This window comes from Staphylococcus muscae (assembly GCF_003019275.1).
Taxonomy (GTDB): Bacteria; Bacillota; Bacilli; order Staphylococcales; family Staphylococcaceae; genus Staphylococcus; species Staphylococcus muscae.
On record NZ_CP027848.1, the window covers coordinates 128,231 to 143,520 of the forward strand.

At 38.1% G+C, this 15,290-nt stretch carries 15 protein-coding genes; all 15 read left to right on the forward strand.

All coding sequences use genetic code 11. The annotated features are described in order from the left end of the window. Positions 1–33: 33 nt before the first annotated feature. The 15 genes from bshC (at position 34) to C7J88_RS00705 (ending at position 15,272) form a co-directional block, all read left to right on the forward strand. A complete protein-coding gene (gene bshC, locus C7J88_RS00635) occupies positions 34–1,647 on the forward strand; it encodes a bacillithiol biosynthesis cysteine-adding enzyme BshC (RefSeq protein WP_095116212.1) in 1,614 nt (537 codons plus the stop codon). A gap of 144 nt (positions 1,648–1,791) precedes the next feature. After that, positions 1,792–2,223 carry a division/cell wall cluster transcriptional repressor MraZ gene (gene mraZ / locus C7J88_RS00640; RefSeq protein ID WP_095116214.1) on the forward strand — a complete coding sequence of 144 codons (432 nt, stop codon included), beginning with the start codon at positions 1,792–1,794 and terminating at the stop codon, positions 2,221–2,223. An 18-nt stretch (positions 2,224–2,241) separates the two neighbouring features. After that, positions 2,242–3,177 (forward strand): 16S rRNA (cytosine(1402)-N(4))-methyltransferase RsmH, encoded by a 936-nt coding sequence (gene rsmH / locus C7J88_RS00645; RefSeq protein WP_095116216.1) that lies wholly within the window; start codon positions 2,242–2,244, stop codon positions 3,175–3,177. An 11-nt stretch (positions 3,178–3,188) separates the two neighbouring features. Next, a complete protein-coding gene (gene ftsL, locus C7J88_RS00650) occupies positions 3,189–3,584 on the forward strand; it encodes a cell division protein FtsL (protein WP_095116217.1) in 396 nt (131 codons plus the stop codon). Then, positions 3,565–5,715, forward strand: a complete 2,151-nt coding sequence (locus tag C7J88_RS00655) for a penicillin-binding protein (protein WP_095116219.1) — start codon at positions 3,565–3,567, stop codon at positions 5,713–5,715. The genes ftsL and C7J88_RS00655 overlap by 20 nt, the downstream gene beginning before the upstream one ends. Before the next feature lie 92 nt (positions 5,716–5,807). Then, positions 5,808–6,773 (forward strand): phospho-N-acetylmuramoyl-pentapeptide-transferase, encoded by a 966-nt coding sequence (gene mraY / locus C7J88_RS00660; protein WP_095116220.1) that lies wholly within the window; start codon positions 5,808–5,810, stop codon positions 6,771–6,773. Further along, a complete protein-coding gene (gene murD, locus C7J88_RS00665) occupies positions 6,774–8,123 on the forward strand; it encodes a UDP-N-acetylmuramoyl-L-alanine--D-glutamate ligase (protein WP_095116222.1) in 1,350 nt (449 codons plus the stop codon). A 13-nt stretch (positions 8,124–8,136) separates the two neighbouring features. Further along, positions 8,137–9,030 (forward strand): cell division protein FtsQ/DivIB, encoded by an 894-nt coding sequence (locus tag C7J88_RS00670; protein ID WP_095116223.1) that lies wholly within the window; start codon positions 8,137–8,139, stop codon positions 9,028–9,030. Positions 9,031–9,258: 228 nt separating this feature from the next. Next, the gene (ftsA, locus tag C7J88_RS00675) at positions 9,259–10,644 is read left to right on the forward strand and encodes a cell division protein FtsA (RefSeq protein ID WP_095116224.1); all 1,386 of its coding nucleotides are present in this window, start codon (positions 9,259–9,261) and stop codon (positions 10,642–10,644) included. Positions 10,645–10,673: 29 nt separating this feature from the next. Beyond that, positions 10,674–11,834: a cell division protein FtsZ gene (ftsZ, locus tag C7J88_RS00680; RefSeq protein WP_095116226.1), complete on the forward strand. Its 1,161-nt coding sequence runs from the start codon at positions 10,674–10,676 to the stop codon at positions 11,832–11,834. Between the two features lie 153 nt (positions 11,835–11,987). Further along, a complete protein-coding gene (gene pgeF, locus C7J88_RS00685) occupies positions 11,988–12,809 on the forward strand; it encodes a peptidoglycan editing factor PgeF (protein WP_095116229.1) in 822 nt (273 codons plus the stop codon). A 40-nt stretch (positions 12,810–12,849) separates the two neighbouring features. After that, complete coding sequence (locus C7J88_RS00690) at positions 12,850–13,473, forward strand: YggS family pyridoxal phosphate-dependent enzyme (protein WP_371866973.1); 624 nt, start codon at positions 12,850–12,852, stop codon at positions 13,471–13,473. A 4-nt stretch (positions 13,474–13,477) separates the two neighbouring features. Continuing rightward, complete coding sequence (locus tag C7J88_RS00695) at positions 13,478–14,044, forward strand: cell division protein SepF (RefSeq protein WP_095116233.1); 567 nt, start codon at positions 13,478–13,480, stop codon at positions 14,042–14,044. A 10-nt stretch (positions 14,045–14,054) separates the two neighbouring features. Continuing rightward, positions 14,055–14,348, forward strand: a complete 294-nt coding sequence (locus C7J88_RS00700) for a YggT family protein (RefSeq protein WP_095116235.1) — start codon at positions 14,055–14,057, stop codon at positions 14,346–14,348. 144 nt (positions 14,349–14,492) lie between these two features. Next, complete coding sequence (locus tag C7J88_RS00705) at positions 14,493–15,272, forward strand: YlmH family RNA-binding protein (RefSeq protein ID WP_188595400.1); 780 nt, start codon at positions 14,493–14,495, stop codon at positions 15,270–15,272. Positions 15,273–15,290: the final 18 nt, after the last annotated feature.

The window sequence follows — 15,290 nt, forward strand, 5'->3', positions numbered from 1 at the left end:
CTGGTAATGATTACAGTATAAGGAGATACGAGCATGGATTGTTTAAATATCACGATGAAGGAAAATGATTCATTTATTAAGGAATATACGAATCACAATGCGGACATCCTACAATTTTTCACATATGACCCGAATAAAACAGAAAGCTATAAAAAACGTATGGCATATCGCAATAATGGACGTGAACAGGCAGTTGCGGCGGTTGTGCGTGAATATATGTCTGACTTAGCGTTGACGCAATCACAGTTGGATAACATTACAGCGCTATCTGAAGGTGCGAAGGTTGTTGTTGGGGGACAACAAGCTGGATTGTTTACGGGGCCGCTTTATACATTTCATAAAATTTTATCGATATTAACGAAAGCGGATGAATTATCATCAGAATATAATGAGCGTGTTGTACCAATATTCTGGATTGCTGGTGAAGATCATGACTTTGATGAAGTGGATCATACGTATGTAATGAATCAGCGTTCAGGACAACTTAATAAGGTCAAATATCATACGATGACACCACCGGAAACGACGGTTTCTCGTTATACTCCGGACCGTGAAGCATTACATCATGCACTCGTTCAGTTCTTTGAATCGATGCCTGAAACAGTGCATTCAAAACGATTATTTGATCAAGTTGATAATATGATTCAACAGTCAACGACATGGCTAGATGTTTTCAAACAAATGATACAACTGTGTTTTGGAGAACGTGGTATTTTATTAATCGATGCACAAGACACGCAATTGAGAAGTATTGAAAAGCCATTATTTAAAGATATTATTCAGCGCCATGCATCGGTAGACCAAGCTTTCCGTGATGTACAACGTAAGACGACTGAAGCGGGGTTGACAGCGATGATTCAGACAGATACGAATGTGCATCTGTTCTTGCACGAAGATGATCAACGACAATTGCTCACATATGCTGATGGTGTCTTCAAGTTGAGTAAGAGCGAGAACACATATTCAATGGAAGCGTTGATTGCACTCTTGGATGAATCGCCGGAACGTTTTTCTAATAATGTGGTGACACGTCCACTTATGCAAGAGTGGCTGTTTAATACGGTAGCTTTTGTAGGGGGACCAAGTGAGATTAAATATTGGGCAGAGTTACAAGGTGTCTTTGAGCTATTTGATGTTCAGATGCCGATTGTATTACCACGTATGAGAATGACTTATTTGACATCAAGTACTGAGAAGTTACTCAAAAAATATGATTTGACATTGGAAGAAGTAATGGAAACAGGAACACAACCAGCACGTGAGCGCTTTATTCGTGCGAACGCATCTGAAGTTGTACTTGCACAAATTGAAGCAATGCAAGATCAGCATCAAGCTTTCTATGAAACATTAACGCAAGAGATGTCTGATACAGAAGATAACAAGAATCTAGTGAAGAAAAATCAAGAAATTCAAATGTATCAATTAGATTTTCTGAAATCTCGTTATTTAAATAATATTGCACGAGAAAATGAAATTAGTATGCGTCATTTTGAAGTGTTGACGCAAACACTTCATCCAATGGGAGGATTACAAGAACGTGTTTGGAATCCACTACAAATTTTGAATGAAAATGGGTTAGATGTGTATGCATCCACCACTTTCCCTCCACTTCACTACACTTTTGATCAAATCATTATAAAACTCTAGATATACCAACCTTTTGAGGGTGATTCGCTAAATGCGATTCACCCTCTTTTTTGGTTTTTTAGATAAATTTTGACGATTTTTACAGAATTAGTGGTGGATAGTGGTGAGATGTGGTAAATTATAAATAAGGTGAGGTGAGAAGAAATGTTCATGGGCGAATATGAAAATAAGCTTGATGTTAAAGGGCGAATGATTGTTCCGTCTAAGTTTCGTTATGACTTAAATGAACGTTTCATTATCACTCGTGGCCTTGATAAATGCTTGTTTGGTTACACACTTGAAGAATGGCGAACGATAGAAGACAAAATGAAAACCTTACCTATGACAAAACGTGATGCACGTAAATTTATGCGCATGTTCTTCTCGGGAGCTGTTGAAGTGGAAATTGACAAGCAAGGACGTATTAATATTCCAGCGAAATTACGCGAATATGCCAATCTTGATAAGGAATGTACTGTTATTGGTGTTTCTAATCGCATCGAGATTTGGGATCGAGCGATTTGGAATGATTTTTACGATGAATCTGAAGAGAATTTTGAAGAAATCGCAGAAGATTTAATTGATTTTGATTTTTAATACAACGGAGGTTTTGGCGTGTTTCATCATATTAGCGTTTTACTTAAAGAAACAGTCGATCAACTAAATATCAAAGAAGATGGTGTCTATATTGACTGTACGCTAGGTGGTGCCGGACACTCGCAATACCTTTTGAGTCAACTGTCTGATAAAGGGCGTTTAATCGCAATCGATCAAGATACAACAGCCATAGAACATGCGAAAGACAAGTTGCAAGATCACTTAGACAAAGTGACTTTTGTGCACAGCAATTTTAGACATTTAAATCAAATTTTAGCTGATTTAGAGATAGAAAAAGTCGACGGTATTTTATACGACTTGGGTGTATCAAGTCCTCAACTTGATGTGCCAGAACGTGGTTTTAGTTACCATCACGATGCCAAACTTGATATGAGAATGGATCAAACACAAACACTTTCAGCATATGAAGTTGTGAATGAATGGTCATATGAAGACTTAGTCAAAATCTTTTTCCGATATGGAGAAGAGAAGTTTTCGAAACAAATCGCACGCAAAATCGAAGCGAAACGTGAAGAACAACCTATCACGACAACGTTAGAACTTGTGGAATGTATTAAAGAAGGCATTCCTGCCAAAGCAAGACGTAAAGGTGGTCATCCAGCAAAACGTGTCTTTCAGGCGATTCGTATTGCGGTGAATGATGAGTTGGCAGCGTTTGAAGATTCACTTGAACAAGCGATTGAATGTGTGAAGGTGGGTGGACGCATCTCGGTGATTACGTTCCATTCGTTAGAAGACCGTTTATGTAAGCAGATGTTTCAAGAGTATGAGAAGGGTCCAGATGTTCCAAGAGGATTACCTGTGCTTCCAGAAGCTTATACACCAAAATTGAAACGTGTAAATCGCAAACCAATCGTAGCAAGTGACTCTGACTTGGTAGATAACAATCGAGCGAGAAGTGCAAAACTGCGCGTTGCAGAAATATTAAAATAAAGGAGATTATTATGGCTGTAGAAAATATTTACGAACCGTACCAACAGCACATGGCAGAACCACAAAGTCAACCAACGACTACACCGCAGAAACAAACGATTAAAAAACAAGTCGTTGTTAAGTTTACACGCTTTGAAAAACTACTATACATATCGATGGTGGCATTAATTGCTGCAATCAGTATTTTTATGTTGTCACTTAAAATGGACGCGTATGATACAAGAGGGAAAATTGCAGAATTAGATCAAAAAATTGAACAACAATCAAGTCAAAATAGTGCATTGAAGTCTGAAACGATGAAGAATGCATCTTATGAACGCATCTATAACAAAGCTCAAAAACAAGGCATGAGTCTCCAGAATGAGAATGTAAAGGTAGTGCGTAATAATGGCGAAGCGAAAAATTAAAATTAAAAAAAATAAACTAGGAGCAGTCCTCCTGACAGTTGTACTTGGGCTGCTCTTTTTTTCATTGGTTTTAAGGTACAGTTATGTGATGTTATCTGGACAGTCATCAGGAGAAGATTTGATCATGCGTGCGAATCAGAAATATTTGGCACAATTAGATCAATCAGCTGAACGAGGAAAGATTTATGATCGGAACGGTAAAATTCTAGCTGAAGATGTTGACCGTTTTCGACTCGCAGCAGTAATTGATAAACGTGCAAGTGAAGAATCGAAAGAACCAAGACATGTCGTTGATAAGAAGAAAACAGCCAAACAACTCGCAAAAGTAATCGATATGTCAGAAAAAGATATCGAAAAACGACTAAAAATGAAAAAAGCTTTCCAAGTTGAGTTTGGTAAAGCGGGTCAAAATTTGACATATCATGATAAAGAAAAGATTGAAAATATGAATTTACCTGGGATTACGATGTACCCAGAAGTGCAAAGATTCTATCCGAATGGTAACTTTGCTTCTCATTTAATTGGGATGGCACAAAAAGATCCAGAAACAGGGGAGTTAAAAGGCGCACTGGGTGTTGAAAAAATCTTTGATAGTTATCTGTCTGGAGAAAAAGGACATGCTTCTTATACAAAAGATATTTGGGGATACATTATTCCAAATTCTAAAAATGAAGTAGCACCTAAGCGGGGCGATGACGTACATCTGACTCTGGACTCAAATATTCAAGTGTTTGTAGAAGAAGCATTAGATGACATGGTAAAACGCTATGAACCTAAAGATCTATTTGCAGTAGTGATGGATGCGAAAACAGGTGAGATATTAGCATACAGTCAGAGACCGACGTTCAATCCTGAAACAGGTGAAGATTTCGGTAAAAAATGGGCAAACAACTTGTATCAAAACCTTTATGAACCGGGATCAACGTTCAAGTCGTACGGCCTTGCTGCAGCGATACAAGAAGGGAAGTTCAAACCGAAAGAAGAGTATGAATCAGGTCACCGTGATATCCAAGGTTCACGCATTTATGACTGGAACAAAAAAGGTTGGGGCGACATACCAATGAGTTTAGGTTTTACCTATTCTTCAAATACATTGATGATGAAGCTTCAAGACCTTGTAGGTACAGATAAAATGCAGTCGTGGTATGAAAAATTTGGATTTGGTAAATCGACAGGAAGTTTGTTTGATAGTGAACAAAGCGGGAATATTGCATGGGAAAATGAACTGATGCAAAAGACAAGTGCTTTCGGACAATCAACAACTGTAACCCCGGCACAAATGTTACAAGCGCAGTCAGCATTCTTCAATAAAGGGGAAATGGTGCGACCATACTTTGTTTCTTCTGTTATGAATCCAGTAACTGATGAAACATTTGTTGAAGGAAAGCGTAAAGTAACAGGGAAACCAATCACTCCTGAAACAGCTGACAAAGTAAAGGAAGAATTAGATAAAGTTGTAAATAGTAAAAAAAGTCATGCTTCACAATATAAGGTGGAAGGCTATCGTGTTGCTGGCAAAACAGGAACGGCCCAAGTGGCTGATCCAGACAATGGTGGTTATGTGAAGGGCCCTAATCCGTACTTTGTAAGCTTTATGGGACATGCGCCAAGTAAAAACCCACGTGTTGTCGTCTATGCAGGTATGAGTCTTGCTCAGAAACGCGATCAAGAAGCGTATGAAATGGGTGTAAGTCGTGCATTTGTTCCGATTATGAAAAATACACTACAATATTTAAATGTTGGTGAAGAAAAACTGGATGAGAAAGTTACGATTCACAAAGTACCTGATGTAACAGGAAAATCAGTTGAAAAGGCAGAAAAAATACTGGCTGACAAGTCATTAAATCCGGTTATTATTGGTCAAGGTGAAAAAGTCGTCAATCAAAGTCCATCGTCTAGCACAAGATTATTACCGAACAGCCATGTGTTGTTATTGACAGACGGTGACCTTACGATGCCCGACATGACTGGTTGGACACGTGATGATCTCGTTGCATTTGAATCTCTCACTGGCGTGAAATTAAAAGTGAGCGGAAGCGGATTCGTGACGTCACAATCTGTGGGCTTACAATCACCAATAGATAAGAAGACAGAGATTGAAGTGAAGATGAAATCTCAGGAAGAAGAATAAAGTAGCTTGTGTAGGGAGTAGGACATCGCTGATTTTGAATGTTCTACTCCCACAGTTGAGTAAAAATATGACAAATCAAAAAGGAGACTATTATGGCTATCATTAGCGCAATTATTGCATTTGTAATCACAGCAGTTTTAGTGCCAATCTTAATTCCAACATTGAAAAGAATGAAGTTTGGACAAAGTATTCGTGAAGAAGGACCGCAAAGTCACATGAAGAAAACAGGAACACCGACAATGGGCGGATTAACATTCCTTATCGGTGCGATTGTAACAACGATTATTGCGAGTATTTTTGTTGAACCTGCAAGTCCATTGTTATTGCTACTTTTTGTAACGATTGGATTTGGACTCATCGGCTTTATCGATGATTATATTATTGTTGTTAAAAAGAATAACCAAGGGTTAACGAGCAAACAGAAATTTTTGGCACAAATTGCGATTGCGGTTATTTTCTTCATCGTTGCTAAAGGGTTTAATGCTGTTGAATTTTCAACAGATATTAACTTACCTTTCACAGATGCAACGATTCCGTTATCATATGCTTACGTGTTGTTTATTGTATTTTGGCAAGTTGGATTTTCAAATGCAGTAAACTTAACAGATGGCTTAGATGGTCTTGCAACAGGATTGTCTATTATTGGCTTTACGATGTATGCCATTATGAGCTTTGTGTTAGACCAGCCAGCAATTGGGCTATTTTGTATTATCATGGTTGCTGCACTTGCAGGTTTCTTACCATATAATATCAATCCTGCAAAAGTATTCATGGGTGACACAGGTAGCTTGGCACTCGGTGGTATTTTTGCAACAATCTCAATTATGTTGAATCAAGAGTTGTCATTATTATTTATTGGTCTTGTTTTCGTACTGGAGACGCTTTCAGTGATGATTCAAGTGACATCATTCAAGTTGACTGGTAAACGTGTCTTCAAAATGAGTCCACTACATCATCACTTTGAACTTGAAGGATGGAGTGAATGGAAAGTTGTGACAGTATTCTGGACAGTTGGTTTGATTACAGGCCTTATCGGTTTGTGGATTGGAGTGAGCTAATTGATTAACTATACTGGTTTAAAAGGTAAAAAAGTACTGGTACTTGGCATGGCGAAGAGTGGATACGAAGCAGGGAAGTTATTGCATCGACTCGGTGCAGATGTAACGATAAACGATGGTAAAGATCTGTCTCAAGATCCACATGCAAAAGATTTGGAAGCATTAGGGATTAATGTTGTAAGTGGATCGCATCCTATCGCATTATTAGATGAAAGTCCAGTTATCGTGAAAAATCCCGGAATTCCATACAGTGTCCCTTTATTACAAGAAGCAAAAGCAAGAGGCTTGAAAATATTAACTGAAGTTGAGTTGAGTTATTTAATTTCTGAAGCGCCTATCATTGGGATTACAGGAACGAATGGTAAAACAACAGTGACATCACTGCTTGGAGATATGTTTAATAAGAGTAGAGAAACAGGTCATTTAGCAGGTAACATTGGTTATGTTGCTTCAAAAGTTGCGCAAGATGTGCGTGCAGATGAGTATTTGATTACGGAATTATCATCATTTCAATTGATGGGTATTGAACATTACAGACCACACATTGCGATTGTGACAAATATTTATGAAGCGCACATTGATTATCATGGTTCTGTGGAAGCTTATCAGGACGCCAAAAAGCAAATTTTCCGCAATCAAACGGAAAGTGACTATTTAATTTTTAACTATCAGCAACGTCATTTGATCAATCCTTCCGAGATTAAGTCAAATATTTTATATTTCTCAACAGATCAACCAGTTGACGGTATATATGTTGAAAATGATTATATTGTGTACAAAGGTATTCATTTGATTCACTTAGATGATATTGTCTTGCCAGGTAAGCATAACTTAGAAAACATATTAGCAGCGACATTGGCAGCCATTTTATCAGGCGTATCAGTAGGTGCGATTATACAATCGTTGACTACTTTTTCTGGCATTGCGCATCGCCTTCAATATATCGGTAATAACAAAACGAACAAATATTATAATGATTCTAAAGCGACAAATACATTAGCTACACAATTCGCATTAAAGTCATTTACTCAGCCAATTATTTGGTTCTGCGGTGGATTGGATCGCGGTAATGATTTTGACGACTTGATACCATATATGAACAACGTCCGTGTGATGGTAGCATTCGGTGAAACACAAGATAAATTTGTGAAGTTAGGCGAGAGTCAAGGTAAACTTGTTATTCGTGCAGTTGATGTCGTAGATGCTGTTGAGAAGATTCAAGATGTCATCGAACCGAATGATGTTGTACTGCTTTCTCCTGCATGTGCAAGTTGGGATCAATATGATACATTTGAGCAACGTGGTGACATGTTTACGGCTGCATTCCGCAGTCATTTGCCATCACATTAAGGATGTGGATGAAATGACTGAAAAAAACCCAAAAGTTGATCAAACATTTCTTAAAGAAAAGCGCCATCGTCAATTGAAAAAGCGCCGCCGCATTCAACTGGGCGTTGTATTAGGATTAATTTTAATTGTCATTGCTATTTTAGCCTATATGTATACGCCTATAAGTCTTGTTAAACAGGTGAATGTACATGGCAATCATTATGTTGCAACAGAACGTATAAAAAAAGACTTAAAGCTCGACAAAGAGACGAGAGTTTATTCATATGACAGTGGAAAAGCAGAAACACGCATCGAGACACACCCGCTCATCAAGGAAGCAAACATTCGAAAAGGGTTATTTGATTCGTTAGATATTCAAATTAAGGAACATAAAATCGTCGGAATTGTTACGGTAAAAGGCAAAGAAGTCCCTGTGATTGAAAATGGACGTATATTGAAGTCTTATAACGAAGCCCTCCCGAATGAAGCGCCATATCTTCAAGGCTTCAAAGGAACGGAAAAACAAAAGCTCGTTGAAGCTCTTGAAAAAATGAATCGTACGACACGTGCACAAATCTCAGAAATTGTCTACGAGCCTAAGAAAAATCAGCCGCATTTAATTCGTCTGTACATGCGAGATGGTATTGAAGTACTCGGTAACACGAAAACAATCGCACAGAAGTTAAAGTACTATCCGAGCATGTCTCAAGCGTTAGATAAGGATGAGTCAGGTCAGCTAAAAAGATCAGGCTATATTGACTTATCAGTAGGGGCGACATTTATCCCATACGACAATGATGAGAAGGGCAATGATGATTCAGCAAGTTCGCAACAAGTAGAGAACAAAACGCAATTAGAAGATGAAGCGAAAAATGAACTGCAAAAAGCATTGAATAAGATTAAAGAACGCGACCAAGAAGCGCAATAATGTCTGATGTGGTTGGGTGTGTAGTCACCCGATTTGAACGATAGTTGACTCAGTTCAACAATGTAAAGCTTCATAAGATTCTGTTGATTGATGCACATGTCATTTTATTGTCGACTATTACTGGAAAAAAGTTAGATTTTCAATAGGTTTATAGTTCACATTAGTAGAGTGTTATTGTAAACTTATAATAGTGTAAATATGTAAACAACTGTCAGGAGGTGCCTATCTATGGAAGAGCATTATTATGTGAGTGTAGATATCGGCTCATCAAGCGTGAAAGTAATCGTTGGTGAAAAATTTCATAACGGAATTAACGTGATAGGTACAGGGCAAACCTATACGAATGGAATAAAAAATGGCTTGATTGATGATTTTGATATCGCGAAACAAGCGATTAAAGACACAATTAAAAAAGCATCTATTGCTTCAGGCATAGATATTAAAGAAGTATTCTTGAAGTTACCGATTGTAAGAACAGAAGTATACGATGAAACACACACAATGGAATTTCATCAAGATACGGAAATTGAAGGGACTCATATTGAAACACTTCTAGAAGGTATTCGTAATAAGAACGATGTTGAAGACACAGAAGTAGTTAACGTGTATCCACTTCGCTTTGTAGTTGATGAAACAAATGAAGTGTCAGATCCTAAAGAACTTGTTGCCCGTCATTCATTACAAGTCGATGCAGGTGTCATCGCAATTAACAAATCTGATCTTATCAATATGATCAAATGTGTTGAGTCAAGTGGCGTAGACGTGTTTGATGTCTATTCAGATGCATACAATTATCGCTCAATTTTGACACCGACAGAAAGAGAACTTGGTGCATGTGTTATTGATATCGGTGAAGATTTAACACAAATCGCATACTATGAGCGTGGTGAATTGTTAGACGCAGACGTTGTATTAATGGCAGGTCGTCACATTACGGATGACATTGCACAATTTTTAAATACGACGCATGATTCAGCTGAAAAGATTAAGCAACAGTATGGTCACGCATTTTACGACTCAGCGTCCGACCAAGATGTATTTACTGTCGAACCGATTGATTCAGAAGAAGTCGCACAGTATACACAGAAAGAATTAAGCGATGTGATTGAAGCACGTGTTGAAGACATTTTCTTCGCCGTCTTCGATATTTTAGAAGCGCTCGACTTGAAGAAGGTAAACGGTGGATTTGTCGTTACAGGTGGTTCAGCCAACTTATTAGGTGTGAAGGAACTTTTACAAGATATGGTAAGTGAGAAGGTACGCATTCACACACCATCTCAAATGGGTGTACGTAAACCAGAATTTTCTTCAGCGATTTCCACAATTTCTAGCAGTATTGCTTTTGACGAGTTATTAGATTATGTTACAATTAGTAATCATGATAACGAGGAAATCGAAGAAGAAGTTATTGAAAATGACGTGAAATCTCACGAAGCAAAACCAAATGGATTTGAATCATTCTTTAAAAGAAAACCGAAAAAGCAAGCATCATCAGACCTAGCTGAAGATGATACAAGTGCTGACACACATGTAGAACATACAGACGCTGAAAACGGTGAACCTAAGCAAGAAGAAAGTAAATTCAAAAAAATTATGAAATCTCTGTTTGATTGATTGGCTACAAAGATTAGGAGGAAAATTAAATGTTAGAATTTGAACAAGGGTTTAATCATTTAGCGACACTTAAAGTTATCGGTGTCGGTGGTGGCGGTAACAACGCTGTAAACCGTATGATCGATCACGGTATGAACAATGTTGAATTTATCGCAATTAATACAGACGGCCAAGCTTTGAACTTATCTAAAGCTGAGTCGAAAATTCAAATCGGTGAAAAATTAACACGTGGATTAGGTGCAGGTGCTAACCCTGAAATCGGTAAAAAAGCTGCAGAAGAATCACGTGAACAAATTGAAGATGCCATTCAAGGTGCTGATATGGTATTCGTTACAGCTGGTATGGGTGGCGGTACTGGTACAGGTGCAGCACCAGTTGTAGCCAAAATCGCAAAAGAAATGGGTGCATTAACAGTAGGTGTTGTGACACGTCCATTCAGCTTTGAAGGCCGTAAACGCCAAACACAAGCAGCTGCTGGTGTAGAATCTATGAAAGCTGCTGTGGATACATTAATCGTAATCCCTAACGACCGTTTATTAGACATCGTTGATAAGTCAACACCAATGATGGAAGCTTTCAAAGAAGCGGATAACGTATTACGTCAAGGTGTACAAGGTATCTCTGACTTAATCGCTGTATCAGGTGAAGTGAACTTAGACTTTGCAGACGTTAAGACAATCATGTCTAACCAAGGTTCAGCATTAATGGGTATTGGTGTATCTTCTGGTGAAAACCGTGCTGTTGAAGCAGCGAAGAAAGCCATTTCATCACCATTACTTGAAACATCTATTGTAGGTGCACAAGGTGTGCTGATGAACATTACTGGTGGAGAATCATTGTCATTATTCGAAGCACAAGAAGCAGCTGACATTGTTCAAGATGCAGCTGATGAAGATGTGAACATGATCTTCGGTACTGTGATTAACCCAGAACTACAAGATGAGATTGTTGTGACTGTTATCGCAACTGGCTTTGAAGACAAACCATCTTCACAAGCACGCAAACAAGGTCATTCTGGTTTCGGAGCTAGTGCAACACAAACACCAGCTAAAGAATCTAACTTTGGTGGTTCAGCATCAGTTCAAGATAAAGAAGCTGACACAACACGTTCACACAGCACTGCTGAAGACGATATTCCAAGCTTCATCCGTAACAGAGAAGAACGACGCTCAAGAAGAACACGTCGCTAATCTTTGACGTCAATATAAATATGAGATTGCGAAGAACATTTTTTGGCAATCGATACAGAATTTACGTACGAAAGTGCTAGGGCAAATGTCATTACTTCATTGTCCTAGCATTTCGTTTTTCACGACAACAACGATCAGAAGGGAGTGATATGTATGGAATTATTTGTTCAACGTGGACATTACCTATCTTATGAATCAGTGCTTAAGCAAGGCATTACACTTGGGTTTACGACGCGCCACGGTGGTGTTAGTTCTTACCCCAAAGATGCATTTAATATGGCGCGTTATATAGATGATGCACCAGAGAATATTACCCAACATCAAAATATTTTGGCAGAAGAGATAGGTATTTCTCGTCATCAGTGGGTCTTTCCAATTCAAACACACGGTCATACTGTTGTTGAAATTACAGCAGCTGATCAAGGTAAAAATATTGATGAATTGTCGGATGATGTGCTGTATGGTGTAGATGGAATGTATACTTATGATATGGATACGGTATTAACAATGTGCTATGCCGATTGTGTCCCAATCTATTTTTATAGTGCCAAACATCATTTTATCGGACTTGTTCATGCAGGTTGGCGTGGCACAGTACAACAAATTGTATATGAATTGATCAAACAATTTCCACATGAGATGAGTGACTTACATGTCGTTATTGGACCTGCTACATCAAACGCTTATGAGATTAATGATGACATTCTGTCAAAGTTCAAACAACTTCCAGTAGATGTCACACCGATGATCGATACACGTGATAACGATAGGCATGGGATTGACTTGAAGCAAATTAACAAACAGCTTTGTATATATTATGGGATACCTGAAACCAATATTTATTGTACTGAACATGCGACTTCAGAAGAGTTAGATCGTTTTTTCTCATATCGTGTTGAAAAAGGGAAAACAGGGTGCATGCTTGCCTTCATATCACAATCTAGCGAAGGGGCGAAGAATCAAAATGTCAGTTAAAGAGAATTTTAATGAAATTGAGAATACATTAAAACAACATATGTCAAATGATGCTGACGGTACATTACCAAACGTGATTGCCGTTACAAAATATGTTACAATAGAGCGAGCTCAAGAAGCTTACGAAGCCGGACTGCGTCACTTTGGTGAGAATCGTCTTGAAGGTTTTTTAGAGAAAAAGGCCGCATTACCAGATGATGTAACGATGCATTTTATTGGTTCATTACAGTCACGAAAAGTAAAAGATGTCATTAATGAGATTGATTACTTACATGCGTTAGATCGTAAAAGTTTGGCGAAAGAAATCAATAAACGTGCGGAACATGAAATTAAGTGCTTTGTACAAGTCAACGTATCAGGCGAGGCATCTAAACACGGTGTCAGTCTCGATGAAGTCTTGCCGTTTATTGAGATGCTTGAGATGTATGAACACATCCGTGTCATAGGATTAATGACGATGGCACCTTATACGGATGATGAAGCATATTTGAAATCAATATTTAAACAACTTAAACATAAACGTGATGAGATCCAGGCACAACATTTATCTCATGCTCCATGTACAGAACTGTCTATGGGAATGAGTAATGATTATGCTCTTGCAACAGAAGAAGGCGCAACATTTGTTAGGATCGGCACGCGTCTAGTAGGAAAAGAGGAGTGAACTCATGGCAATTAAAGATTTGTTCAACGGGTTTTTTACAATTGAAGAAGAAGAGGATACGTTTGTAGAAGAACAAGAAGCACGTCAACAACAGCGTAAAGAGTCTGAAACAACACCAGCGACGAAGACTGCACCTGAGCGTCCACGTGCGATTCAATCAGTACCTAAAAAGCAACCAACACGTATCAAAACACCGAAGAACGAACGTTTACATCAAGTGCCGCAGCAATCGAATAATCAAGGACAGGGGAACGTGGTAAGTATGAATCAGTCGCAAGAAGTTGAACAAAATGGCAGCTCGAAAATGTGCTTGTTTGAGCCACGTGTGTTCTCTGACACGCAAGATATTGCAGATGAACTTAAAAATCGTCGTGCGACGTTAGTGAACTTGCAACGTATCGACCAAGTGTCTGCAAAGCGTATTATCGACTTCCTTAGCGGGACTGTTTATGCGATTGGTGGCGATATTCAACGCGTGGGTGCGGATATTTTCTTATGTACACCTGACAATGTAGAAGTTGCTGGTAGTATTACGGATCATATCGAATCAATGGAGACGCAATACGAATAAGGAGATAAACATGAGTATAGAATTATTACAAACGATTGTGCAATTCATTCTATTTGTCGTACGTATTTACTCAATTGGGATGATTATTTATATTTTCATGTCGTGGATACCTGGTGCAAGGGAAAGTATTGTCGGACAATATATGGCAAAATTATTTGAGCCATACTTAGCAATATTCCGCCGTTTTATTCCGCCATTAGGAGGCATGCTTGATCTATCACCGATTGTTGCATTTATCGTCTTGAATTTATTTTCTCGCGGTATCGTTGCGATTTATTATTTTATTGTCAATCAATTTTATTAATATAATGGCAACGTACATATATGTATAGATGAATAATGATCTGAATAGATTCAATAGCGTTGCTTAAATAATTGATCCCGTGTTAGGACACCATGTCTTATTACGGGATTTTTCGCATGACGCTAACATCATGTTTGATAAGGAGTGTCTAAAATCGATATATATCAACATTTTAGGACGGAAGAACGTCCGATTATTGATAATTTGTTAGATAAAGTACGAACAGCATCACAACAATATGCCCCTATTTTAACTTATTTTTTAGATCCGAGAAGTCAATATATTTTAGAAGTGATTGTGGGTAGTTTTCCGGATATGACTGTTCATTTTAATGGTGGGCCTAATGCAGAACGTTGTCGTGCAGTCATCGCCCCTGATTATTATGTTCCAGAAGAAGCTGATTATGAATTGACAGTGATTGAAGTAGATTATCCTGAGAAGTTTGTGACACTCGAACATCGGCATATATTGGGGACAATTATGTCACTGGGTATTGAACGAGAACAAGTTGGAGATATTATTGTAGGTGATCGAATTCAGTTTGTTTTGACAAATCAGTTAGAATCTTATATTATGATGGAATTAAGAAAGATTAAAGGTGCAACAGTCAAACTTCATATCGTTTCTTTGCAAGATATGGTACAATCTAAAGCGTACTGGCAAACAGTAGATGCGACTGTGAGTGCATTACGTCTCGATGTTGTATTGAAAGAAATGGTACATAAATCTCGGACAATTGCGAAAGAACTAATACAGCGTAAACGTGTAAAAGTGAACCACACTGTGATTGAAGCAGTTGATTATCAATTAGAACAAGGCGACTTATTATCCATACAAGGTTTTGGGAGAGCACGCATTACAGCAATTGGTGATCGTACAAAAAAAGATAAATTGAGAATAACCTATCAAACATTATTTAAATAGTGTATGATGGAGGAGGAC